General features: G+C 71.8%; 20 protein-coding genes. 6 read left to right on the top strand and 14 right to left on the bottom strand.

Annotation, left to right across the window (positions count from 1 at the left end):
• Window positions 1–27 precede the first annotated feature (27 nt).
• Window positions 28–1,008 carry a DUF5937 family protein gene (locus KUA19_RS13875; protein WP_217396414.1) on the bottom strand — a complete coding sequence of 327 codons (981 nt, stop codon included), beginning with the start codon at window positions 1,006–1,008 and terminating at the stop codon, window positions 28–30.
• A 65-nt stretch (window positions 1,009–1,073) separates the two neighbouring features.
• Here KUA19_RS13875 and KUA19_RS13870 point away from each other — a divergent pair, with 65 nt between their 5' ends.
• Window positions 1,074–2,339 carry an MFS transporter gene (locus KUA19_RS13870; RefSeq protein WP_217396413.1) on the top strand — a complete coding sequence of 422 codons (1,266 nt, stop codon included), beginning with the start codon at window positions 1,074–1,076 and terminating at the stop codon, window positions 2,337–2,339.
• A gap of 154 nt (window positions 2,340–2,493) precedes the next feature.
• Window positions 2,494–3,843, top strand: coding sequence for a lamin tail domain-containing protein (locus KUA19_RS13865; protein WP_217396412.1), 1,350 nt, complete (start codon window positions 2,494–2,496; stop codon window positions 3,841–3,843).
• 50 nt (window positions 3,844–3,893) lie between these two features.
• Here KUA19_RS13865 and KUA19_RS13860 read toward each other — a convergent pair whose 3' ends face one another.
• Window positions 3,894–5,291: a nitrilase-related carbon-nitrogen hydrolase gene (locus KUA19_RS13860; RefSeq protein ID WP_217396411.1), complete on the bottom strand. Its 1,398-nt coding sequence runs from the start codon at window positions 5,289–5,291 to the stop codon at window positions 3,894–3,896.
• Between the two features lie 3 nt (window positions 5,292–5,294).
• Window positions 5,295–5,864: a TetR/AcrR family transcriptional regulator gene (locus KUA19_RS13855; RefSeq protein ID WP_217396410.1), complete on the bottom strand. Its 570-nt coding sequence runs from the start codon at window positions 5,862–5,864 to the stop codon at window positions 5,295–5,297.
• Window positions 5,865–5,952: 88 nt separating this feature from the next.
• Here KUA19_RS13855 and KUA19_RS13850 point away from each other — a divergent pair, with 88 nt between their 5' ends.
• Both KUA19_RS13850 and KUA19_RS13845 read left to right on the top strand, forming a co-directional pair.
• Complete coding sequence (locus KUA19_RS13850; protein ID WP_217396409.1) at window positions 5,953–6,708, top strand: class I SAM-dependent DNA methyltransferase; 756 nt, start codon at window positions 5,953–5,955, stop codon at window positions 6,706–6,708.
• On the top strand, window positions 6,695–7,189 hold the full coding sequence (locus KUA19_RS13845) for a hypothetical protein (protein WP_217396408.1): 495 nt from the start codon (window positions 6,695–6,697) through the stop codon (window positions 7,187–7,189). Before KUA19_RS13850 ends, KUA19_RS13845 begins: the two co-directional genes overlap by 14 nt.
• Before the next feature lie 49 nt (window positions 7,190–7,238).
• On the opposite strand, the gene KUA19_RS13840 is transcribed toward KUA19_RS13845, so the two are convergent.
• Genes KUA19_RS13840 through KUA19_RS13815 form a run of 6 tightly spaced genes read right to left on the bottom strand, consistent with a single transcriptional unit; the run spans window position 7,239 to window position 13,190 of the window.
• Window positions 7,239–8,441, bottom strand: coding sequence for an MFS transporter (locus KUA19_RS13840; RefSeq protein WP_308167442.1), 1,203 nt, complete (start codon window positions 8,439–8,441; stop codon window positions 7,239–7,241).
• The gene (locus KUA19_RS13835; RefSeq protein ID WP_217396406.1) at window positions 8,438–8,740 is read right to left on the bottom strand and encodes a DUF6755 family protein; all 303 of its coding nucleotides are present in this window, start codon (window positions 8,738–8,740) and stop codon (window positions 8,438–8,440) included. Before KUA19_RS13835 ends, KUA19_RS13840 begins: the two co-directional genes overlap by 4 nt.
• Window positions 8,737–9,258 carry a QcrA and Rieske domain-containing protein gene (locus tag KUA19_RS44535; RefSeq protein ID WP_217396405.1) on the bottom strand — a complete coding sequence of 174 codons (522 nt, stop codon included), beginning with the start codon at window positions 9,256–9,258 and terminating at the stop codon, window positions 8,737–8,739. Before KUA19_RS44535 ends, KUA19_RS13835 begins: the two co-directional genes overlap by 4 nt.
• Entirely contained in the window at window positions 9,255–9,902 is a 648-nt protein-coding gene (locus KUA19_RS13825) for a 4Fe-4S dicluster domain-containing protein (RefSeq protein ID WP_217396404.1), read from the bottom strand. Before KUA19_RS13825 ends, KUA19_RS44535 begins: the two co-directional genes overlap by 4 nt.
• Window positions 9,902–12,187 (bottom strand): molybdopterin oxidoreductase family protein, encoded by a 2,286-nt coding sequence (locus KUA19_RS13820; protein WP_217396403.1) that lies wholly within the window; start codon window positions 12,185–12,187, stop codon window positions 9,902–9,904. Before KUA19_RS13820 ends, KUA19_RS13825 begins: the two co-directional genes overlap by 1 nt.
• 1 nt (window position 12,188) lies before the next feature.
• Window positions 12,189–13,190 carry a hypothetical protein gene (locus KUA19_RS13815; protein ID WP_217396402.1) on the bottom strand — a complete coding sequence of 334 codons (1,002 nt, stop codon included), beginning with the start codon at window positions 13,188–13,190 and terminating at the stop codon, window positions 12,189–12,191.
• A 153-nt stretch (window positions 13,191–13,343) separates the two neighbouring features.
• On the opposite strand from KUA19_RS13815, the gene KUA19_RS42750 reads away from it, so the two are divergent.
• A complete protein-coding gene (locus KUA19_RS42750) occupies window positions 13,344–15,482 on the top strand; it encodes a bifunctional diguanylate cyclase/phosphohydrolase (RefSeq protein WP_217396401.1) in 2,139 nt (712 codons plus the stop codon).
• A gap of 15 nt (window positions 15,483–15,497) precedes the next feature.
• Here KUA19_RS42750 and KUA19_RS13805 read toward each other — a convergent pair whose 3' ends face one another.
• Window positions 15,498–16,907, bottom strand: a complete 1,410-nt coding sequence (locus KUA19_RS13805; protein ID WP_217396400.1) for a glycosyltransferase family protein — start codon at window positions 16,905–16,907, stop codon at window positions 15,498–15,500.
• Between the two features lie 411 nt (window positions 16,908–17,318).
• Here KUA19_RS13805 and KUA19_RS13800 point away from each other — a divergent pair, with 411 nt between their 5' ends.
• Window positions 17,319–17,816 carry a DUF8692 domain-containing protein gene (locus tag KUA19_RS13800; RefSeq protein WP_217396399.1) on the top strand — a complete coding sequence of 166 codons (498 nt, stop codon included), beginning with the start codon at window positions 17,319–17,321 and terminating at the stop codon, window positions 17,814–17,816.
• A 16-nt stretch (window positions 17,817–17,832) separates the two neighbouring features.
• Here KUA19_RS13800 and KUA19_RS13795 read toward each other — a convergent pair whose 3' ends face one another.
• The 4 genes from KUA19_RS13795 to KUA19_RS13780 form a co-directional block, all read right to left on the bottom strand.
• Window positions 17,833–18,396, bottom strand: a complete 564-nt coding sequence (locus KUA19_RS13795; protein WP_217396398.1) for a GerMN domain-containing protein — start codon at window positions 18,394–18,396, stop codon at window positions 17,833–17,835.
• A complete protein-coding gene (locus tag KUA19_RS13790) occupies window positions 18,393–19,748 on the bottom strand; it encodes a sensor histidine kinase (RefSeq protein WP_217396397.1) in 1,356 nt (451 codons plus the stop codon). Before KUA19_RS13790 ends, KUA19_RS13795 begins: the two co-directional genes overlap by 4 nt.
• Window positions 19,745–20,422: a response regulator transcription factor gene (locus KUA19_RS13785; protein ID WP_217396396.1), complete on the bottom strand. Its 678-nt coding sequence runs from the start codon at window positions 20,420–20,422 to the stop codon at window positions 19,745–19,747. Before KUA19_RS13785 ends, KUA19_RS13790 begins: the two co-directional genes overlap by 4 nt.
• Before the next feature lie 221 nt (window positions 20,423–20,643).
• On the bottom strand, window positions 20,644–22,944 hold the full coding sequence (locus tag KUA19_RS13780; protein WP_217396395.1) for an isoamylase: 2,301 nt from the start codon (window positions 22,942–22,944) through the stop codon (window positions 20,644–20,646).
• Between the last annotated feature and the right edge of the window lie 62 nt (window positions 22,945–23,006).

The raw sequence follows: 23,006 nt of genomic DNA, 5'->3' as shown, positions 1-23,006 counted from the left end.
GTCCTGTCGACGCAGTTTGGAGAACTGTCACAGCGACGCGGTCGCGACCAGGGCGTCACCGAGCGGGGTGCGACGGTAGAGAACCGAACGGCCGGACCTGGCCCGGTCGAGCAGCCCCGCCCGCAGCAGCACCGCCAGGTGGTCACCGACCGCGCCGGGCGCCGCCTGCAGCGAGCGAGCCAGTTGGGTCGTGCTGGCGGGCTCCTCGAGCGCCTCCAGCAGCCGCGCCCTCGCTTTGCCGACCAGCGCGGCCAGCGCCTCGGCCGGTGGCGGCGCCGGTTCCCACAGCGCGCCGACGCCGCGGGCGGCATAGATGATCGCGGCGGGCCAGGGCGGCTCCGAGTACGCCGCGACGCCCGGCCAGACGAACACCGACGGCACCAGCAGCAGCCCGGCGCCATGGACTGGCACGGTGCCCAGCCGCAGCCGGGGGATCTCGATGCCGCCGTCGCGCCAACGCACGTGCGGCAGCCCGTCGAACGCCGCCGCCCACCCGCCCCGGCCGAGCCCGGCGGTGCGGTGCAGCACGTCGCGTTCGCAGATGACGCGCAGCCGGGGCCAGTCGGCGGCCAGCAGCGCGTGCCACGCTCGCTCCATCGCCGCGGCCAGCAGCGTGCAGACGTCGGGGTCGTGCAGGACCGCCAGCGCGTCGGGGTCGGTGCAGGGGCGCCGGGCCAGGCAGGCGCGGATCTCGCGACGGGCCAGCGCCAACGGGGTGGTGCGGACGGCGGCGAGGTCGTCGGCGATGGTCTGGGTCAGGCCCGCCGGGGGCGGAGCGAGGAAGTCGGGCCCGTGGTGCCGGGAGTGCAGCGCGAGCGCCGCCCGGATCGCCGGGTCGGTCGAGAGCCGCTGGTACGCCGGGCGCAGCCGCCCGGCCCACGCCTCGGGCAGATGTTTCTCGCGCGACTGACCGGCCAGGATCCGCACCAGGCTGTCGAGCTCGAACAGCGGCGACAGGGCGAACCGGCTGTACAGCAGGTCGTCGGCGTTGACCTCGAACCTCAGCATCCGCCGACCTTACGTCCTCACCCGAAAGGTTCGACACCCGCACTTCGGGCGGCCAGGCTCGGCGCATGATCGAGACCACGCGGGCGACCTACCGCGACGTACTGCGCGAACCGGTGTTCCGCACCCTGTTCCTGACCCGGACCCTGGGCACCGCGGCGAGTTCACTGCGGATCCTGGCCCTGTCCGTGCTCGTCTTCGACCGCACCGGCTCGCCGATCCTCACCGCGCTGACCTTCGCCATCGGGTTCGTCCCGCAGGTCGTCGGCGGCACCCTGCTCGGCGCCGTCGCCGACCGGGTCCGACCCCGGCCGCTTATCGCCACCGGGTTCGTGCTCGACGCCACCGCCGCCGCCACTCTCGCGCTGTTCGCCCTGAAGTTGCCGGTCGGCGCCAGCCTCACCCTGCTCGCGGCCGTCGCAGTGTTCGCGCCGATCTTCAACGGCGCCTCGGCCCGCCTCATCGCCGAGGCGCTGACCGGCGACGCGTACGTGCTGGGCCGCTCGCTGTCCAGCGTCGCCTCCGGCGGCGCCCAGTTGCTCGGGCTCGCCTTCGGTGGCGCCGTCGTCGCCGCGGCCGGACCTCGGTGGGCGCTGCTCGCCGCGGCGGGCGCCGCCGTGGTCGCCGCGGCCTGGGTGCGGCTGTCCCTGCCGATACTGGCCGCCCTGCCGGCCACGCCCGGTTCTGCCGTACGACAGAGCGGGCGGATGACCTGGCAGCTGCTGCGCGACCGTCCGGTCCGGCGACTGCTGCTCGTGCAGTGGCTCCCGCCGGCGTTCATCGCGGGCGCCGAGGCATTGATCGTGCCGTACGCCGCCGACCGCGGGCACGGCTCGGCGGTGGCCGGGGTCATCCTGGCCTGCGCCCCGGTGGGGATGGTGGCGGGCAACCTCGTCTACGGTCGCCTGATCCGGCCGCGGGCCCGCGAACGACTGGTCGCCGCCGTGATCATCGGTCTGGGTGCGCCGCTGGCACTGTTGGCCGCCCCCGTGTCCGCGGCCGCCGCGATGGTCGTCATGTTCCTCGCCGGGGCGGCGTTCTGCTACTCGCTCGGTGTCCAACGGTCCTTCCTGGACGCCCTGACCCCCGCCGTACGCGGGCAGGGGTTCGCACTGCAGTTCACCGGGCTCATGACCCTGCAGGGAGTCGGTCCGCTGCTGCTGGGCGCGCTCGCCGAGCAGACCTCGGTCGGCACGGCGATGGCCGCGGCGGGCGCGGGCACCGCGGCCGTGGGCCTGTGGTGGTGGGTCACCGGCGGCGCGTCGACGGTGCCCGCGGTGCCGCCCGTCCCATGCCTACCCGAGCAGTTGTCCGCAGCGGCGATCGGGCAGTGAGTTCTCCAACTCCGGGACCTGTCCTGTTTGTCCGGCGTTCAGGTGGCGGCTGCGGCGGCGGTGAACGATACCGGCGAGCCTCGGTCGGGGCTCGCCGCAACTGCGAAAGGAAGCACCTGTGCGTATCCGTCCACGGGCAGGCATTCAACTCATCATGGCGACACTGCTCGGGATCGCCGCGGCAGGGCTGGTCGGCCCAGCGGCGCACGCGGACACCACGGGCGTCCGCATCAACGAGGTCGAGTCCAGCGGCGGCAGCCCCGGCGACTGGGTCGAGCTGACCAACACCGGCACCACCGCGGTCGACCTCACCGGCTGGGTGGTCAAGGACAACGACTCCAGCCACGCGTTCACCATCGCCTCCGGCGTGACCCTGGCGCCGGGCGCGTTCGTCGCCCTGGACGTGGACCCGGTGTACGGGCTGGGCAGCGCCGACTCGGCCCGCCTGTACCAACCCGGCGGCAGCACCCTGGTCGACTCCTACACCTGGAGCAGCCACGCGAGCACCACCTATGGCAGGTGCGCGGACGGCACCGGGGCGTTCACGACCACCACCGCGGCCACCAAGGCGTCGGCCAACGCCTGCCCGCCGCCCCCGCCCGCCGCCTGGCCGGGTGGCTCGGCGGTCGCCAACGCCGACAACTCCGGGTTCTTCGGCACCAACCTCAGCGGGGTGGCCTACGAGAACGCGTCGGTGGTCTGGGCGGTGAAGAACGGCCCCGGCAAGCTGTACCGCCTGGTCCCCAACGGTTCACTGTGGCAGGCCGACACCACCGACGGCTGGTCGGCGGGCAAGACGCTGCGGTACGCCAACGGATCCGGTGACCCGGACGCCGAGGCGGTCGTGTCGACCCCGGACGGCGTCGTCGTGGCGACCGAACGCAACAACGACAGCAGCGGCACGAGCCTGCTCAAGGTCCTGCGCTACGCCGCCACCGGCACCGCGACCACTCTGAACGCGACCGCCGAGTGGAACCTCACCGCCGACCTGCCCAGCGCCGCCGCCAACAGCGGCCTGGAGGCCATCACCTGGGTGCCGGACTCGTCGCTGACCGCGGCCGGTTTCCGCGACGAACACACCGGTGCGCTCTACGACCCGAGCGGCTACGCGGGCCACGGCAGCGGGCTCTACTTCGTCGGCCTGGAGTCGAACGGGGTCGTCTACGCGTACGCGCTCAACCAGGCCGGTGGCGCCTTCACCCGGGTCGCCACCATCGCCAGTGGTCAGGCCGCCGTCATGGACCTGGAGTGGGACCCCGCCACCGGGCGGCTCTGGGCCGTGTGTGACGACACCTGCTCGGGGCGCGCCACGACCCTGACCGTCAACGCACAGGGCCGGTTCGCCGTCACCAACACCTACAACCGGCCGACCGGCATGTCGAACTACAACAACGAAGGCTTCGCCATCGCCCCGGTCTGCGTGAGCGGCGCCAAGCAGGTGCTGTGGTCCGACGACAGCAACGATAGCAGCCATGCGCTGCGGTCGGGCACGCTGTCCTGCTGAGAGCGAGGCCGTCCGAGCGTCGCATCCGCTCGGACGGCCTCCTAGTCCGATCACGATCTCGGCGTAGCCGCTCGCGAGCGCCGCCGGATCGCCATCGCGGCCGGCACCGCGGCACCGGCGGCGCACAGCCAGGCGAAGGCGTCACCGACGGGGCCGTACACCGTGGACACCGTGGTCACCGGGACGTCCACGATCAGCGTCGCGACGCCCTCCGGCTGGTAGCTCGCCTCACCGAGCACCGTGCCGCGTGAGTCGCTGACCGTCAGTTGCCCCGATCGTGCCGTCCGGACGACCGCGAGCCCGCTCTCCACGCCGCGCATGGCCGCGATTCGGCTGTGCAGCCAGCCGTCCCGGTCGAAGTCCCAGGCTGGGACCAGCAGGAGCTGCGCACCGTCGCCGCGATAAGGCCGGACCGTGCTCGGGAAGTCCATGTCCTTGCAGACGATGACGCCGACGCGAGGATCTGAGCGCAGCAGCACCCGTTCGCGGCCCGGCGCCAGAGCGTCCTCCAGCCCGGCGATGAGGTGCTGCTTGGCGTAGCGCTGGAGGTGACCGTCGGGCTCGATGACGACGGCGGCGTTGGTGTTCGCGACGACCGCGCCGAACACCAGGGTCACCCGCTCGGACCGGGCGAGCTCGGACAGTGGGTCGGTGACCTGCGCCAGCTGCTCCTCGCTCAGTTGGAGCACCTTCTCCGGCATGACGATCATCGTGGCGCCCTGGCGGGCCAGGTTCCGCGCGCCGGTCACATAGGTGTCGAGCAGCGACGGACCCTCGGGCGACGCCAGGCGTACCGGATTGAAGGGCTGGCCCACGGCCAGCAGCCCGACCCGGACGGTCGGTCCCGCGGGCGCCGTCGCCATCCGCGCGAGCCCCAGGCCCGCGGCCGCCACCAGCACCGCCGCGAGCATGGTGACGGTCGAGCGTCGGGCGGCGGCCAGCGCCGCCGGGGTCAGCATGATCAGGAACGTGACGGCCCAGACACCGGCGAAGGCCGCGGGCTGGCGGGTGATGCTCCAGGAGCTCTGGGTGTAGGCGAGGCTCCACCACGCGCCGTGGGGCAGCGTCAGCGAGACGAGCCACTCGACAGCCACCCAGACGACGGGCACCGCCAAGGTCGCGGCTACGGGTCTGCCCACGAGCATCAGTGCCCGGAACAGCACCGTGGCGAGACTCAGGGTGAGCCCGGTGAGCAGGACGAGCCCGGCCGCCAGGGGCACCGGCGTCTCCAGGTCGCGGACGAAGTACGACCACAGGTTGCTCGCGCCGACCGTCCCGGCGATCAGTGCCACCGGTAGCGCGCCCCACCAGGGCAGGCGAGGGGCGATCCAGAGCACGGGCAGGGCGGCGATCCAGGTGAGCACCGGGATCGGGTGCAGACCGGTGCCGAGGTACAGCAGGGCGGCCGTGGCGGCTGCGCAGCCGACGGCGATCAGGGGTGTCTTCATGGTCTAGCCGGCGATCCCTTCACGGATGCGGTCGAGGCAGCGGTGGCACAGGATGCGGAACTGCGGCTCGGTCAGGTTGATCCGGCCGCCGTGGTACAGCTGGATGAGGCCGTGCAGCTGGGCGGTCAGCGTCAGCGCGACCTCGTGCACGTCGTCGTCCTTGAGGGCTCCTGCCGCCATGTCGCGTTGGATCGCGGCGGCGAGGATGGCGGCCGTGGGGGAGCGGCCCTCCCGGAAGTCCTCCGGGTACTGCCTGGCGCCTTCCCGGCGGGCGGTGAACATGAACTCGTACAGGCGCGGGCGGGCCAGGGCGAAGTCGATGAGGGCGTCGGCCGCCTCGGCGAGGGTGGGCTGTTCCAGGACCGCCCACTGTGCCGCGACCTGGGCGAAACTCGTCGTGGCGACGTGGGCCAGCAGTTCGTCGCGGTTGGGGAAGTGCCGGTAGAGGGCCATCGGTGTGACGCCGACGGCGGCGGCGACGCGGCGCACGCTCACCGCGTCGGCCCCCTCCTCCTCCAGGATCCGGGTGGCGACATCGATTACCCGCTGTTTGGTGCTGCTCTTGTCCGGCACGTGTACACCGTATACGTATACGGTGTACACGTAAAGCCCGCTCCTAAATGGGTGGCGCGAGCGCAGCGAGATGAGCAGGCTCCTGCGCATGACGAGCAGTGACCTGTGGGACGAGGACGACGCCACGCATTACGACGACCGCTCGGCCGACATGTTCGACCCGAAGGTGCTCGACCCCACCGTGGACTTCCTCGCCCGGCTGGCCGGGTCCGGTCCGGCGCTGGAGTTCGCGGTCGGCACCGGGCGGGTGGCGGTCCCGCTCGCGGCCCGCGGCATCCCCGTCACCGGCATCGAGCTGTCCCAGCCGATGGCCGACCGGCTGCGGCGCAAGGTGGCCGAGGCGGACCTGCCGGTCGTCGTCGGCGACATGGCCACCACGACGGTCGCCGGGCGGTTCTCGCTGGTGTACCTGGTGTACAACAGCATCGGCAACCTGCGCACCCAGGACGAGCAGGTCGAGTGCTTCCGCAACGCCGCGCGCCACCTGGCGCCGGGCGGCCGCTTCGTCATCGAGCTGTGGGTGCCGGGCATCCGGCGCTTCCCGCCGGGCCAGACGGCAGTGCCCTTCGACGTGACCGACGAGCATGTCGGCTTCGACACCTACGACATGGTCACCCAGCAGGGCACCTCGCACCACTACCGGCGATACGCCGACGGCAGCACCAGCTACGGCTACAGCAACTTCCGCTACATCTGGCCTGCCGAGTGCGACCTGATGGCGCGGCTGGCGGGCCTGGAGTTCGAGCAGCGGGTGGCCGGCTGGGACGGGGCCCCCTTCACCTCCGACAGCGGCAGTCATGTCTCGGTGTGGCGAAAGCCGACAGACGCCGGTGACCAGGCATAGGGGACGTCGGTGGTCCAGTTTCGCTGCGGCGGGGGGCTCCCCGGACCGTGGTTACCGGGTCCATCAGGTCCGGCTGCAACGGGCGGTCTATGTCGTCCGTGCGGACGGCTGGTCGGCCATAATCGACTACGACAGCCTGGCTGCGGCTCGTCAGATCTCGGCCGGTGAGTACGCGCTGCCGGTGGTGTCCACGGTCGGCTACGTCGAGGGACCGCACGAGGAGCCGTTCCTGCAGGCGCTTCCCGACGGCATCGGCCATGGCGTCGACCTGGCGGCATTCGTTCGCCGGCTCGATCTCGAACGCTGGATGCTGCGGCCGGAGGCGCTGGCGGGCGGAGTTCTGACGCGGGAGACCGCGCCACGCGACGGCGGCATCGGCGTCTACCGGGCCAGGCATACGCTCTTTCTCGACGCCGACATCTGGGCCACCGCTGTCGCGCTCATGAAGGAGCACAGGTTCCCAGGGCTCCGTCGTCGGTGACCTCATGGCCGGGCGGCTGAGCGCCTGAGGCGGTGCGCCGTCATCGCCCTCAGGCGCGGTTGCGGATGGACCAGGTGTAGGCCAGCGCGCCGAGCGAGACCAGCGACAGCAGCAGCAGGCCCACGCCGTACTGGCCCATGGCTCCGTACACCGCGCCCATGACCAGCGGCGGGACGAATCCGCCGAGGCCGCCGACGGCGCCGACGATGCCGGTGACCGCGCCGATCTTCGAGTTCGGGACCACCCTGGCCACCAGGGCGAACACCGCACCGGCCCCGGCGCCCAGCGCCCCGGCCATGACCAGCAGCGTCAACGTCGCCCACGGGTACAGCGACGGCGTGAACGCCTGCCAGGCCGCCATCACCATCACCACGGCCAGGCACACCGCCAGCACCCTGGCCGGTCCCACCCGATCGGACAGCCAGCCGCCGGGCGGCCGCAGCAGCACCGCGACCAGGGTGAACCCGGCCGCCTTCAGTGAGGCGTCGCCCTGTTCGAGGCCGTACGCCGACTGCAGGTAGGTGACCAGGTACACCGCGAACGAGACGTAGCCGCCGAAGGTGACCGCGTACAGCCCGGCCAGCGGCCAGGTCATCGGTTGGCGGGCGGCGTCGGTGAACCGCTGCGCGAACGGCTCGGCGGGCACGGTGCGCCCCGGCGGGTCCCGCAGCACCAGCCACGCGACCACGCCGTACCCGGCGAGCACCACCGCGACCAGGTAGAACTGGGCGTTCTCGCCGATCTTCAGCATCGGCTTGGTCAGCAGTGCCGCGATGGCGGTGCCGCCCATGCCCATTCCGATCACGCCCAATGCCATGCCGCGCTTGGCGGGTGGGAACCAGCCGTTGCCGTGCGGGATCGCCGCCGCGAACGGGGTACCGCCCAGGCCCAGGAAGAACCCGATCACCAGCAGCGCCGGGTACGAGCGCCCGGCCAGCGTCAACGCCAGCACCGGCAGGATGGTCAGGAACGAGATCGCGGGCAGCACCTTGCGCGCGCCGAGCAGGTCGGTCAGCGCCCCGACCGGGATCCGCCCGAGCGAGCCGACCAGCACCGGCACCGCCACCAGGATGGACTGCTGCACCGAGCTCAGCCCGAGGGTCTGCTTGTAGTGCGCCGACAGCGGCGAGATCAGTCCCCACGCCCAGGAGCTGAGCAGGAAGCCCAACGCGGCGATGATCAGGTTCAGGTACGCCCCGCGTGGCACGATCTGGACCGGCGTCACCACGCCGGTCCGGCTCGGGGCGGTCACCGGTCGCGCCGCTCGCCGATGCGCCACGCCCATAGCGCGACCAGGAACGACGCCGCGCTGAACGCGGCGGTCCACCACGCCGTGCGGGTCTGGCCCATCATCCACGCGTTCAGGCCGACGCCGATCGCCCACAGCTGGCCGACCAGGATGGACAGCACCAGTGCCACCCGCCCGGACAGCATCGCCGAGCGCTCCGGATCGGTCTCGGCGCCCGCCCCGGGCCCGGGGCCGGTGCTGCGCACGCGCGGGTCGCCATACCCACTGGTGGGTCTGATCAGCGGATATCGCTGCTCGGTCATGCCCGCTCCTGTCCCGATCGCAGCGTGCCGACGGCCCAGATGCCGTCACCGCGCTCCTCCAGCAGCACCCGCGGCAGCGGCCGTGGCGGCGGACCGGCCGTGACCTGGCCGGTACGCGGGTCGAACACGCCCTCGTGGCAGGGGCAGTACAGCTCGCCCTGCTCGCCCCGGCCGGCCCGCCACAGCACCGCGCAGGCCAGGTGCGTGCACACCGACGAGTACGCCGCCAGGGTCCCGTCGGCCATCCGCAGCGCCACCGCCCGGTCCTCCTCGCCGGGGTAGCTGAACGCCACCGACTGGCCCGGTTCGAGCCGTTCGGCGACGAGTTTCGGCGCGGCGGTGCCGTCGCCGTGCCGGTGGAACAGCCCGGACGCGACCGCGGCGGTGCCGACGGCCAGCCCGCCGGAGACCGTGACGGCCAGGCGCAGATAGTCGCGGCGGCTGGTCAGCGAGTCGGCGGCGATGCGCTCACGCAGCTGCTCGACACTCTCGGCCGGTGCCTGCTCGTCGATGGTCACAGGGGCTCTCCCAGCACGTTGTCGGCGGAGGTGGGCACGGACCCGAACGGCTGCGGGCCGCGCGTCGGCTCGGCGAACTGGCCGACGCCGCCGGGAACCGGCACGTCGGCCCGACCGGCGGGCACCACCACGGCCACGCCGGTGGTCAGCAGCGTGCCGTCGAAGTCGAAGGTGTTGGCCACGGCCACGTTCGGACGTTCGGCGCGCAGCTCCTCGACGGTGCCGTAGAAGATCGACCCGGTCGGGCAGACGGTGGCGCACATCGGGGCCAGTCCGTACGAGGTGCGGTCGTAGCACAGGTTGCACTTGAACTGCAGCTTCGCCCGCAAGTCGATCTTCGGTACGCCCATCGGGCAGGCGTTGACGCAGTTGCCGCAGCCGATGCAGCGGCTCTTGTCGGCGTCGTGCACCACCCCGTCCGGGGTGACCAGGATGGCCTCGGCCGGGCACACCTGCGCGCACGGCGCGAGCGGATCCTCGCAGTGCATGCAGACGGTCGGCATGGAGGCGACGCTGTGCCCGGCATCCAGATAGTCCAGGTGGATCATTGACTTGCCCCGGTGCGAGTCGCACTCCCGGCACGCCGACACACACGCCTGGCAGCCGATGCAGCGGCCCGGATCGATGATGATGGTGCGTCCCATCACGGCTGTGACGTCCCCCTTCCCTGCGACGACGTGGGCGGCCGTTCGTCGCCGCGCGAGACCTGCGTCTCGGTGTAGGACTGGTGGCCCGGCGGCACCGGCGGTGCGGGCACCGGCGTGACGTGCGCGGCGGGCTGGATCCGGCACGCGCACACCTTGTACTCGGGGATCTTCGAGCGCGGGTCGAGCGCGTCGATGGTCAGCTCGTTGGCGGCCACCGGATACGGCCAGTGGTACGGCACGAACACCGTGTCGGGCCGGATCGCATCGGTGACCAGCGCCGGGAACGTCGCAGCGCCGCGCCGCGTGATCACGGTGACCGGGTCTCCGGAGGCGTAGCCGTGCGACGGGTGCACCTCCACCCACGGGCGCGGCGTCTGCTCGACCAGGCCACCCAGCCGCCGGGTCTGGTTGCCCGACAGGAAGTGCGCCACGGTACGGCCTGTGGTCAGCGTCATCGGGTACTCGTCGTCGTACGGGTCGGCCGGGGGATGCCAGCGCACCGCCTGCATGTGGATCTTCTTGTCGGCGTGCCAGGTCTGCCCGTCCTCGAACAGCCTCGGCGTGCCCGGATGGTCGACCGTCGGGCACGGCCAGCTGATCCCGCCGGTGGAGTCCAGCCGGGCGTACGTGATGCCGAAGTAGTCGTTGACCGTGCCCTGCGAGGCGATCCGCAACTCGTCGAAGACCGGCTCGGAGCTGTCGAAGTCGAACTTGTCGCCGACCCCGAGGCGGCGAGCCAGCTCGCACATGACCCACGTGTCCGTGCGTACCCCCGGCAGGGGCTCCTGGGCCTTGCGGTGGCGGACCACCCGCGCCTCGGCGTTGGCCATCACCCCGTCGTCCTCGGCCCAGGTGGTCACCGGCAGCACCAGGTGCGCGTTGGCCGAGGTCTCCGACAGGAAGAAGTCGCACTGGGTGTGGAAGTCCAGCGCGTCGTACCCGGCCTTGACCACGGCGTAGTTGGGCAGCGAGACGAACGGGTTGTTGCAGATGCCCAGCAGGCCGCGGATCTCGCCGCGGCTCATCTGGTGCACCATCTCCATCATCGAGGTGCCCGCCTGCGGCAGGTCCGCCTCCTCGACGCCCCAGATCCGCGCCACCTGCGCCCGGTGCACCGGGTCGCTGATGGACCGGCCGCCGGGCAGCATGTCGGACTTCTGGCCGTGCTCGCGGCCGCCCTGCCCGTTGCCCTGCCCGGTGATGGTGCCGTAGCCCGCGCCGGGCCTGCCGAGGTTGCCGGTGGCCACGCACAGGTTGATGACCGTCAGGCAGTTCTCCACGCCCTGGGTGTGGTGCTCGATGCCGCGCGCGTGCCAGGCCATCGCCTTGGGCGCGGTGGCGAACATGCGCGCCACGGCGGTGACCTGCTCGGCGGGGATGCCGCAGAGCTGCGCCGCGCGGTCGGGCGGGTACTCGGCGGCGGCCTCGACGACCTGTTCCCAGCCGGTGGTGTGCGCGGCGACGTACGCCTGGTCGGCCAGCCCTTCACGCACCACCACGTTGAGCACCGCGTTGAAGAACGCCGCGTCGGTACCGGGCCGCAGGGCCACGTGGATGTCGGCGGTGCGGGCGATGCTGGTCTCACGCGGGTCGACCACGATCAGTTTCGCGCCCCGGTCCCGGGCGCCCCACAGGTACTGCGTCATCACCGGGAAGCACTCGCCCACGTTCGACCCGGCGATCAGCAGGCAGTCGGTGAGCAGGATGTCGGCGAACGGGTTGGCGGCCCGGTCGATGCCGAACGACAGCTTGTTCGCCCCGGCCGCGCTGACCATGCACAGCCGCCCGTTGTAATCCACGTGCCGGGTCCGCAGGGCCACCCGGGCGAACTTGCCCACCAGGTACGTCTTCTCGGTGAACAGGCTCGCCCCGCCCAGCATCCCGAACGCGTCGCGGCCGTACGCGGCCTGGATGCGCTGGATCTGCTCGGCGGCGTGGTCGAGCGCCTGCTCCCACGACACCGGCCGCAGGTCGTCGGTGCGGGTGCGCCGCAGCAGCGGGGCGGTGAGCCGGTCGGGGTGGTTGACCTGCTGGTACGCGTTGAGTCCCTTCGGGCACAGCCGCATCCGGTTGATGTCGTGGTCACGGGGCTCCACCCCGAACACCTTGCCGTCGCGCACCCGCAGGTACATGCCGCACTGCACGCCGCAGAAGCAGCAGTGCGTGGCGACCAGCGTCTCCTCGCCGCGCACGGCCCGCCACCGGTCGGCGGGAACCCCGCCCGCGTCGCGGAAGCGCGACGTGCCCGGCGGGGTGATCGTCGGATCGAGTGGGATGGTCACCTCAGAAGCCTCGTTTCACCTCGGTGCGGTACGCCTGGCCGCGCTGCAGCCGTTTGCACCGGGGACAGGTCAACGCCATCGCGTCGAAGCGCAGGTCCAGGTCGCGCATGGTGGCGCGCAGGTTGTCGACGTACTCGGTGGTGTCGATCGGCTCGCCGCAGACCCGGCAGGGCTGCACCTGCCCGGCGCCGGTGTACTTGAACAGCTGCATGCCGACCGCGGCCGGGCGCTGCACGATGTGGAAGAACTTCCCGAACGGCAGGTACAGCAGCGTCAGTACCACGGCCGCCAGGTGCAGCACGGCCACGAACTCATAGCCGCCGCCGTGCAGGAGCGCGCTGGAGAAGGTGAGCAGCAGACCGGTCACCGAGATCACGATCAGCGCCAGCAGCGGCACGAAGTCGTAGCCGAAACGCTGACCGGTGCTCGCCTCCCGATCGCGCATGCGCCGGACCAGGAAGTACGTCGCCCCGGCGATGACCAGCACCGCGGCGAGGTCCAGGCCGTGGAACAGCAGCCAGCCCAGCGGCGACAGCGCGTCGAAGCGCACCACCCCGAAACCCCAGACGTTCATCGTGTACGCCGGTCCGGCGCCGGTGTTGGAGGTGAAGGTGAACCAGCCCCAGACCAGCGGGAACGTGATCGCCGCGGCCAGCAGGCAGCCCCAGAACAGCAGCTGGTGCGCCGCCCAGCGGGCCCGCGACCGGGCCCCGAGGAACTTCTGGAACCCCAGGTACGTCGCGATCATCCGGGGCAGGGCGGTGGGCGCCTTGCGCAGGTTCTGCCAGGACAGGGCCGCACCCCAGCCCTTGCGGAACAACCGCCGCGCACCAGGGGAGGAGATCCACACGGTGTACCGGTAGGCGATGCCGAAGGCGAGGAAGACGCTGGCCACGGCGTACGGCACCAGGGCGGAGTCGAAGCTGTGCAGTCCTCGGCTGCCCGCGTAGATCGCCGCGCACAGGACCAGCGCGGTGACGATGCCGACGACCACCGGTTTCATTCCCAGATCGTATTAAAACGGTTTTCTCTGGACAGGTGCTTTGTGAACCCTGCTGCCGAGCTGGGCGATCGTGCTCCGTCAGCCGGACACGATGACCGACATATCGTGCACAATTGTAGAAGAGGGATTTTCTGCGCAGCGGTCAAGGAGATCGTGACGACCGGCGAAGAGGCGAGCACGACCCAGTCGCGCATCAAGGCCATCGACGGGGTTGAGCTGGGCGCTGCCCTGGCGGGAGCGGCCTGGCTGGTGCTGTACGGCGTTCTGCTGGCCGCCACCCGAAACTCGCCGAACGGGTCCCGCTTCGTCGGCGAGGTGCTGTACCTGGTCCCGATCGCGGCGGCGGCGGCGCTCAGCGTGGTGGCCGCCCGCCGCACCCGCCAGCGGGTGCGGACGGCCTGGCGACTGCTGGTCGCGTCGAACTCGCTGTGGCTGCTGGGCGAGTCCATCTGGGCGTTCTACACCTACACCACGCCCGGCGGCGCACCCGTCCCGTCGATCGCGGACGCGGTCTACCTGGCCTCCTACGCGTGCGCGCTGCCCGCGATCGTCATCGGCCTGGGTCTGGTGCTGGTGGGCCGAGCCCAGGGGCTGGTCGACGCGCTGCTGGTGGCGGCCGGGGCCGCCGCCATCGGCTGGCAGCTGGTGATCGGGCCGCTGCTGCCCAGCGACTGGAACGCCGCCACCCTGGTCACCTTCATCTATCCGGTGCTGTCGGTGAGCATCGTCAGCATCCTGGTGGCGGTCCTGCTGAGCGGTTCGAAGAGCATCCCGGCCTCCATGATCCTGGTCGGGGCCGCGTTCGGTGTGTCCGCCGTGACCGACGCCGCCTACGCCTACATCACCGTCGTGCGCGAGTACGCCAGCTCCAGCTGGGTGAATCTGGGCTGGCAGGGCGAGGCGGTGCTGCTGTGCCTGGCCGCCGTCGTGGCCGCCCGCCGCAGCGAGGCCGACAAGCCCGGGGTCATCGACCCCGACATCACCCTGCTGCCCGCCGTGGTCGCGGTGCTGGCCGTCGGCGGGCTGGCCGCCGCCGACCTGATCCTCGTGGGCAGGTTGAGCGAGGTGACCTTGGCCGTGTCGGTCCTGCTGCTGCTGGGACTGCTGGTGCGGCAGGTCGTCGCGGCCCGCGACCGCACCCGGTTGACCCAGCAGCTGCGTACCGCCGCCGTCACCGACCAACTCACCGGTCTGCACAACCGCCGGTTCTTCCAGGAGATGATCGGGCTGGAGGCCGAGCGGGCGGCCCGCCGCCGCACCCCGCTCAGCCTGGTGCTGGTCGACCTCGACCACTTCAAGGCGGTCAACGACACCTTCGGGCACTCGGTCGGCGACGCCGTACTGATCGACATCGCCCAACGGCTGCGCCGGGCCTGCCGGGCCAGCGACCTGATCTGCCGCTACGGCGGGGAGGAGTTCGTCTGTCTGCTGCCGGGCACGGACGCGGCCGGGGCGGCCGAGCTGGCCGAGCGGATGCGCGCGACGGTCGGCGGTGCGCCGGTGCTCGTCCGCGGCGGTGACTGCATCGACCTCACCGCGTCCATCGGTGTCGCCACCGCCGAGCCCGGCACCGATGGGCAGGTCGACATCGACGCGCTCGTGAACGCCGCCGACATGGCCGTCTACCAGGCCAAGGACCTGGGGCGCGACCGGGTCGTCGCCTCCGCCTGGCATCCGCGACCGGCCGTCGACGCCGATCTGCAGCTTCCGGCGGCGCTGGTCTGGATGTCGGACCGGATCGACCGTGCGCTCGGCGACGGCAGCCCGGGTGCCGCAGTGTCGCGCTGGGCGCGGCTGACGGCCGAGCGGCTGGGACTCGACGAGGCGGCACAGCGCAACACCGCCGCCGCCGCCCGGGTACGCGACCTCGGCCGGATTCTCGACCTGGCGGCGCCACCCGCCACCCGGCCGGACCCCGAGGCCGACGGACGGGACGCGCAGTGCGCGGCCCGGCTGCTCGTAGAACTCGCCGACCGCCCCGACCTGGCCCAACTGGTCGCCGCCCACCGCGAGTGGTACGACGGCTCCGGCGCACCCACCGGCTGCGCCGGAGCCGCCATCCCGATCGAGGCGCGGATCATCGCCGTGTGCGACGCGTGGGCGCGGGCGCCTGCCGACGTGTCGGGCGGCTTCGACGCGGCGGAGTCTCGCCGGCGACTGCTGCGAGACCGGGGGATCCGCTTCGACCCGGTCGTCGTCGACGCCTTCCTGTCGCTGGTCGACGAGGGGGTCATCGGTCTGGCCCCGATGCCCGGCCCGGTCGCCGGGCTGGACGGCACGCCAAAGCCGTGACCGTGCCGGAACGGTTCAGACCCGTACGAAGGCGATCATCGCCATGCCGGTGGCGGCCTGTAGCGCGGTGGCGGACACCACCGCGACGATCGGCCACAGTCGTGCCGTACGGGCGCACAGCCAGGCCGCCGGAATCTGCCACAGCACCGCCAGGAAGATCCACAGGCGTACCGTCTCGCCCCGGTTCACCCCCAGCAGGTCCAGCACGACGAGCGTGACCGCCGCCGAGGCGGCGAGCACGGCCCCGGCCCGCCACGGCCCACGCCGGACTGCGTCGACCACCCCGGCGGCCACCAGCAGCACGGTCGGCAGCCCGGCGGCGATGGCGAAGTCCCACAGGTTGCGCACCACCCACACCCCGTACGGGCGATGGCCGTCGCCGTTGAAGCCGCGGGCGTCGTCGAGCACATAGGCGAAGTTCGACGCCAGGTCGTAGCCCACGACCAGCCGCATCGCGGCGTAGCAGGCCGCGAATCCGGCCACCGCCAGCCCGATCAGCCACCCGGTGTCCGGCCACGACAGCCTGCCACCGGCCTTCGCCCACCCCAGCAGCGCCACGAACACCACGCCGAGGGCCAGCGGCAACGGTTCGAAGAACATCGTGCCGTACAGGAAGGCACCCAGGGCGACCGCGTCGCCGCGACGGGGACGGCGGAGGAAGCGAACGAACAGCCACAGCGCCAACAGGATCGGGACGGGGGAGACGGTGTTGAGGATCGGGAGGAAGAACAGCCGTCCCGGCACCAGGATGGACAGTGCGAGGGCGTAGAGGGCGGTGCGGTGGTCGAGCAGCTCGGCGGCGAGGAGGTAGACGAGCAGGCAGGACAGGCTCGACGCGGCGACGGTGAGCACCCCCATCGCGGCGGGTGAGTCGGTCAGCGCCACCAGCACCTGGTAGAACACGGTCTTGCCGGCCATGTTGGTGCGGGCGTGGGAGTCCAGGGCGGCGCCGATGTCCGCTTGCCCGGACAGGAACTCCCAGATGCCGTACGCGCGGGCCGGTTCCAGGAAACCGTTGGCCCGTTGACTGGTGACCAGGTCCTGGAGGGCGATGTCGTCGTTGCCCCGGATCAGCAGCTGCATGGGCACGGCCGCCGCCAGCCAGGCGGCCACCACCACGAGGCGTCGCCGCTCGTACCAGCGGTGCGACAGCCACAGCCCCACCGAGGCGACGAGCGCCGTGACCAGGAACGGCCACAGGATGTCGGGGGAGAACAGGCGCAGGTAGTGGTATCGGTAGTGCCCGGCGCGGGACCCGACGGGCACCAGGTGCGCCATCATGCCCAGACTGACCAGCACCCCGGCGGCGCAGGCGGCGACCGCGACCCAGCGCAACCGCCCGGTCGGCCGCACCCGGTGGTGCGCTCGCGGATCGCCGGCCTGTGCGCCGGTACGGGACCGCGGCAGCGGAGCCGTGTCGACCATTCCTGCCTCTTCCTCGTCGTCGCCTGCCGCCCGGGTATGGGCAGCGTGGTGGCGCCGACGAGAGTCCGACGGCGCCACCACGGAAGGGAGCAGCGCGGCTCGGGGCCGCCACTGGCGGAGTTCGCGGCCGACGTGGGCGAGCGCTGCTCGGGGCACGGCGTCCGGGACCGGTCGGGGCCGCAGCAGGCAAGGAAGCGGCCCCGACCGGTTGCCGTCGGCCGTACGGACAGGTCAACGGCGCGTGCCGACGAGCGGCATTGGCGCAGAATATGACATTCAGATGACAATCGCCTGTTATCAGATGGTTTTCGAGCGCTGTGGTGCGGCACCGGTGCGACAGTGGCTGGCGCAGGGGCCGCCGTCCTGTCCGCACCGGACACGGCTGCCGCCCGCTGACGCCAGGAGGCAGGAATGGACATCGGACTCCCGCGCGCGGACCGGCTGGTGCGACGGCTGCTGGCCGCGGTGGCGGTGCTGCACGTGTTGAGCCTGGGCAGCAACGCCATCTACCACGGGCTGGGCATCCACGAACCGTTCCCGAGATTCGCCTGGTTCACCATCTTCTTCAACGTCGACAAGGAGAAGAACCTGCCGACCTTGTTCTCCTCGGCGGTGCTGATGCTGGCGGCGTGCGTGCTGTGGCAGATCGGCACCGAAGCCAAAGCGGCCGGACGGCGGTATGTGCGGCACTGGCGGGGGTTGAGCGTCGTCTTCGTGGCCCTGTCGCTGGACGAGGTCGCCCAGGCGCACGAGGTGGCCAGCAGGTCCGGAGTGCTCCGGCTGGGCGCGGCGTCGTACCTGTCGTGGATGGTGTTCGTCGCCCCGCTGGTGCTGGCGTTCGCGGTGTCGTACCTGCGATTCCTCGGCCACCACGACGGCGTGGCCTGCGAACCCTGGCACGACCGGTGAGCACGGTCGCGACGGGCTACCAGGTGAGCAGGCTGGTGTAGTCGGCGCAGGTCAGCGGAGTGTCGGTGAGCGCGCCGTCGGCGCGGGGCACGCCGACCGGGTGGCCCTCCCGGGTGAACGCCACCCGCTTCACCCCGGGCCGGGCCGTCAGCGTGCACACGACCTGGGCGAAGGCGAGGACGTCGTCGTTGCGGCCGGTGTCCTCGCGGGTGCTGGACAGGTCGACCACGGCCGTGGTGGCGCTGGCATCCACCGCGCCGATGATGTGCGTCCCCAGCAGCGCACTGGTGAACCCGACGTCCTCCTCGGCCTCGGTCGGCCCGGCCATCAGATCGGACACCAGCTGCTGTATCGACGGCGGGGCCGACAGCTTGCGCTCGACCCGGATCAGCGAACCGTTGTTGACCAGGTACAGGTGCTCGCTGGCCGGACCGGCGGTGCGGGCGACCGGTTCGACGAACGCCTGGGCGGCGTCGGTCGTGGCCAGCGGGCGGGCGGTGTTCTCGGTCGGCACTCCGCAGGCGGCGGCGGTCACGGCCAGCCCGCACAGGCAGAGCACCGTGGCGTACAGGCGGATCATCGCTGCTCCTGAGGTAGCTCGATACGGAACCGGGCGCCGCCGCCGGGGCGATCGTCCACGCTGACCCGGCCGCCGTGCGCGGTGACGTGCTGGGCGACCAGGGCCAGGCCCAGGCCGGTGCCGTCGCTGCCGCCCCGGGCTCCCGCCGAGGCTCCCCGGACGAAGCGGCCGAAGATCACATCGCGATCGGCCGGGCACACCCCGGGCCCGGCGTCGTCGACCTCCAGCACCCGGGCGTCGCGCTGATGCCCGATGCGCAACGCGACCGCGCCGCCGCCGTGGGCATGGGCGTTGTCGAGCAGGTTCGCCAGCACCTGGGTGAACCGGCGGCGGTCCACCCGCCACTGCGCGTCGGCCCCGGGCTCCACCGTGACCAGCTCGGCGGCCAGCCCACGTGCTCGGCAGACCTGCCGGGCGAGCGCCGCGATGTCGACCGGGGCCACCTCCGGCGGCTGGTCGCCCCGCGCCAGTTCCAGCAGGTCGGTGACGAGTGCCTGGAACCGGCCGACCTCGTCGGTGAGCAGGCCGACCGCGGTGGCGGTGCGCTCGTCCAGGGCGGTACGGCGGTTGTGCAGCACGCTCGCGGCCGCGGCGATGGTCTGCAGCGGCGAGCGCAGTTCGTGGCTCACGTCGGCGGCGAAGCGCCGGTCGCGCTCCACCCGCCGGGCCAGCTGCTCGACCATCTGGTTGAACGAGGCGGTCAACCGGGTCAGCTCAGGCTCGGTGTCGGGGTCGAGACGGGCGCTGAAGTCGCCGGCCGCGATCTCGCGCGCGGCTTCGGCCACCGTCGCCAGCGGCCGCAGCACCCGGCGGGCGGCATACCAGCCCAGCAGCGCGCCCGCGCCCGTGGTCGCGGTCGCCACCAGGGTCAGGATCAGGGCGAGGATCTGCAGCGAACGGTCCAGCTCCTGCATGAAGTCGATCTCGTACAGCGTGATCGTCGCTCCGGCGGGCACCCCGACCACCAGCGCCGTACGCCCGCCGATCCGGGTCCGCTGCACCCCGCCCCGCCCGTGCTCGGCCAGCGTCACCAGGCTGGCCGGAATGCTGGCGGTCAGACCCGCGTCGACGGTGCGGGAGTAGAAGTGCCCGTCGCGGCGGATCAGCACCCGCCGGTTGCCCCCGGTGTCCAGCGACCGCAGCACCTGCAGCACGCCAGGGTCGTCGCCGTCGACAGCCGCCTGCACGATCCCGACGTCGACCATGGCGGTACGGACCGCGGCGTCCTCCCGCTCCGCCAGCAGGAACCGCTGCGTGAGCTGGTACGACCCGACCGCGATCGCCGCCGACACCAGCAGCGCGCCGACGGCGAACCCGCCGGTCACCTTCGCCCGCAGGCTCGGGCGCCTCATCGGACCAGTTTGTAGCCCAGGCCCCGGACCGTCACGATGCGGCACGGGGCACCCGGGTCGTCCTCGATCTTCTGGCGCAGCCGGGCGATGTGGACGTCGACCAGCCGCTCGTCGCCGAAGTCGTACTCCCACACCCGTTCCAGCAGCTGCTGGCGGCTGAGCACGTGCCCGGCGTTGGCGGCCAGTTCACACAGCAGCCGCAGCTCGGTGCGGGTCAGCGCCAGCGCCTTCCCGCGTCGCAGCACCTCCCCGGCAGCGGGGCGCAGCTGCAGGTCGCCGAAGACCAGCGCCTGCTCGACCCGGGGCGCGGGCAGTCCGGCGCGGCGGCGCAGCGCTCGCAGCCGGGCCGACAGCTCCGGGGTGGCCACCGGCTTGACCAGGTAGTCGTCGGCCCCGGCCTCCAGCGCGGCGACGATGTCGCCGGTGTCCTGCCGGGCGCTGACGACCACGATCGGCACGTCGTCGTCGCGGCGCAGCCTGCGGATGCACTCGATGCCGTCCAGGCCGGGCAGCATCAGGTCGACCAGGACCGTGTCGGCCGGTTCGCGCCGCTGCCGGGCGAGGCCGTCCTCGGCGGTGGCGGCGGCGCGTACCGCGTAGCCCTCGTCCTCCAGCGCCATCGCCAGCGCGAGCCGGATCCGGTCGTCGTCCTCGATCACCAGCACTGCAGCCACCGTCGCATCATGGCCCAGCGGTTGCGGCCGCCGCCGACGGCAGGCCGACGATTCCCCCGAAGTGTCATGAAATCGTCACGTAACCGGAATGGCTGTTCCCGAGCCGGGGGGTGATGCGACCGGAGGACGTGTCTCACCGCTGCTGGACAGCCCTTGCCGTCCACTCGTGTCACCCGTGGTCGGACACGGCCGTCGAGACCGGGTCCGACCACGAGCGTGATCTACTTCGCGATCAGCAGCAGCACGGCCCGGCCGTGCAGGACGTACGTCGTCCCCGCCCCGCCGAGCAGCGCCTCGGTGCCCGGCGTGGCCACCTGACCCGAGCCCTCGGCCCAGGTCGAGGTGTCGGTGACCCGGTACCAGCTCTTGCCCGCGGGCGGGGCGGGCAACGTGAACGTCACGTCACCGGACCAGCCGTTGTAGCCGGTGTAGAGCGCCGCCGCGGAGTCGCCGAACTCGGTGCCGTCGATCCGCCAGGCCAGCGCGTGGTTGTTCGCGTCGCCCCAGTACGCCCCGTCCGGCGCGACCCCGGCCGCGGTGAACCACTCCAGCTGCCCCAGCCCGTTGCCGTTGCCGTCGGAGGCGGTGTAGAAGTTCGCCGGGCGCAGCGCCGGGTGTGCCTTGCGGAAGGCGACCATCCGCTGGGTGAACGTCTGGAAGTTCGACTCGTCGGTGGTCAGCGACCAGTCCAGCCAGTTCGCGCTGGAGTCCAGGTTGTACGGGTTGTTGTTGCAGTTGACCGACCGCAGCGTCTCGTCACCGCCGGTGAACATCGGCACTCCGCCGGACAGCAGCACCAGCGCCATCCCGTTGCGGGCGGCCTTGCGCTGGTCCGCGGCGACACCGCCCTGGTCCCAGGAGATGTTGTCGTCGCTGCCGCCGTCGGACGGCCCGTACGGCCAGGCCTGGCCGTTGTTCTTGGCGTTGCACGAGTACAGGTCCTTGAGGGTGAACCCGTCGTGGACCACCATGAAGTCGATCGAGTGGAAGGGCTTGCGGCCGTCGTCGCCGTACAGGTCGGACGACCCGGCGAACCGGGTGGCCAGGTCACTCGGGGTGACCGCGTCCACGCCCATCTTGTTCTGGTCGCGCCGGATCGTGTCACGGTAGATGCCGTTCCACTCGGCCCACCCGGCCGGGAAGTTGCCGACCTGGTACGTCCCGGCGCCCAGCGCCCACGGCTCGGCGATCCAGTCCACGCCCGAGCCGCCGCCGGCGGGCCGGGCGGGCATCTCGGTGGTGAGCCGGTTGAGCGCGGTGTTCGGATCGGTGCGGCTGTAGGTGAAACACCCGTGCTGGCAGGTGTTGCCCAGCACCGGCGCGAGGTCGAATCGGAACCCGTCCACGCCGAGCGTGTTCTTCCAGTACGCCACCGAGTCGACGATGAGGTTCTGCGCGACGGTGTTGCGGGTGTTGTAGTTGTGCAGCAGCCCGGTGTTGTCCATGGACCCCTGCATGTCGCTGGTCAGCGAGTAGTAGGTCGGGTTGTCCAGGCCGCGCCAGGAGAAGATGTTGTACGTGTTCTTGTCGGTGATCGGCCCGCCTTCGGCGGTGTGGTTGTAGACGACGTCGATGTACACCTTGATCCCGGCGTCGTGGTACGCCTTGATCATGGCCTTGAACTCCTTCGTGGGCCCGCCCGCGGTCTTGTCGGAGGAGTAGCGGCGGTCCGGGGCGAAGTAGTTCTCGGTCATGTAGCCCCAGTAGTTGTCGCCACTGGTGCTGGTCGGGTTGGTGTCGTTGGCGTCGTTCTGGGTCTCCTGCACCGGCAGGAACTCCACCGCGGTCACCCCGAGCGAGGCCAGCGCGGCGGCCTTGAGCCCGGCGCCCTTGTAGGTGCCCCGGTAGGCGGCCGCGATCGAGGTGTCGGACTTGGTCAGACCGCGCAGGTGCACCTCGTACACGACGTCGTCCTTGAAGGCACGGGTCGGTTTGGTGCCGATGCTGGTGGCGTCGGCGGCCAGCACCAGGCCCTTGGGCGCGATGGTGCCGGTGTCGACGGCGCGCTTGGTCGGGCCGGAGGAGTAGTCCGAGGCGACGCCGTCGGGCAGCGCGGTGTCGTGGCTGACCTCGCGGGCGTACGGGTCGAGCAGCAGCTTGTTGGGGTTGAACCGGTTGCCGGAGGCGTCCACGTCGGCGACGAATCCGGTCGAGGACCCCTTGGTCCAGCTCGCGCTGTAGGGCCAGTTCGGACCCCAGGCGCGGTAGCCGTAGTAGACGGTGCCGGTCACCCCCGCCGACTGCAGGGTCGCGGTGCTCACCGTCGTCGCCCAGATGTCGCCGGTGCCCTTGGTCAGCACGTAGCTGGCCTTCTCCTGCGCCCCGGTGGCGGCGGCGTAGACGTACACGGCGATGCGGGTGGCGCGGGAGGAGTAGACGCGGAAGGTGACGTTGGACGCGGTGGCGTCGTAGCGGCCGCCCAGGGCCTGGGTGTCGATGCCTGCCTGGGCGGCGGGGGAAACGAGGGCGAGACCGGCGGTGACCAGTACGGCCGCCAGCGTCACCCTCCAGAAGCTGCGCATGGGGAGTCCTTCCCGGAACGTGCGCGGGGACGAGCTTCTGCAAGTTCTTGCAGGAGTTGACT

Origin of the sequence: Catellatospora tritici, from assembly GCF_019083965.1 — a bacterium.
Lineage (GTDB): Bacteria > Actinomycetota > Actinomycetes > Mycobacteriales > Micromonosporaceae > Catellatospora > Catellatospora tritici.
This window is presented reverse-complemented; position numbering and strand designations above follow the sequence as displayed.

Coding starts and splice junctions, on each gene's coding strand:
- KUA19_RS13875 (WP_217396414.1), bottom strand. CDS start 1,008: ATGCTGAGGTTCGAGGTCAACGCCGACGACCTGCTGTACAGCCGGTTC.
- KUA19_RS13870 (WP_217396413.1), top strand. CDS start 1,074: ATGATCGAGACCACGCGGGCGACCTACCGCGACGTACTGCGCGAACCG.
- KUA19_RS13865 (WP_217396412.1), top strand. CDS start 2,494: ATGGCGACACTGCTCGGGATCGCCGCGGCAGGGCTGGTCGGCCCAGCG.
- KUA19_RS13860 (WP_217396411.1), bottom strand. CDS start 5,291: ATGAAGACACCCCTGATCGCCGTCGGCTGCGCAGCCGCCACGGCCGCC.
- KUA19_RS13850 (WP_217396409.1), top strand. CDS start 5,953: ATGACGAGCAGTGACCTGTGGGACGAGGACGACGCCACGCATTACGAC.
- KUA19_RS13835 (WP_217396406.1), bottom strand. CDS start 8,740: ATGACCGAGCAGCGATATCCGCTGATCAGACCCACCAGTGGGTATGGC.
- KUA19_RS13825 (WP_217396404.1), bottom strand. CDS start 9,902: ATGGGACGCACCATCATCATCGATCCGGGCCGCTGCATCGGCTGCCAG.
- KUA19_RS13815 (WP_217396402.1), bottom strand. CDS start 13,190: ATGAAACCGGTGGTCGTCGGCATCGTCACCGCGCTGGTCCTGTGCGCG.
- KUA19_RS13805 (WP_217396400.1), bottom strand. CDS start 16,907: ATGGTCGACACGGCTCCGCTGCCGCGGTCCCGTACCGGCGCACAGGCC.
- KUA19_RS13800 (WP_217396399.1), top strand. CDS start 17,319: ATGGACATCGGACTCCCGCGCGCGGACCGGCTGGTGCGACGGCTGCTG.
- KUA19_RS13795 (WP_217396398.1), bottom strand. CDS start 18,396: ATGATCCGCCTGTACGCCACGGTGCTCTGCCTGTGCGGGCTGGCCGTG.
- KUA19_RS13790 (WP_217396397.1), bottom strand. CDS start 19,748: ATGAGGCGCCCGAGCCTGCGGGCGAAGGTGACCGGCGGGTTCGCCGTC.
- KUA19_RS13780 (WP_217396395.1), bottom strand. CDS start 22,944: ATGCGCAGCTTCTGGAGGGTGACGCTGGCGGCCGTACTGGTCACCGCC.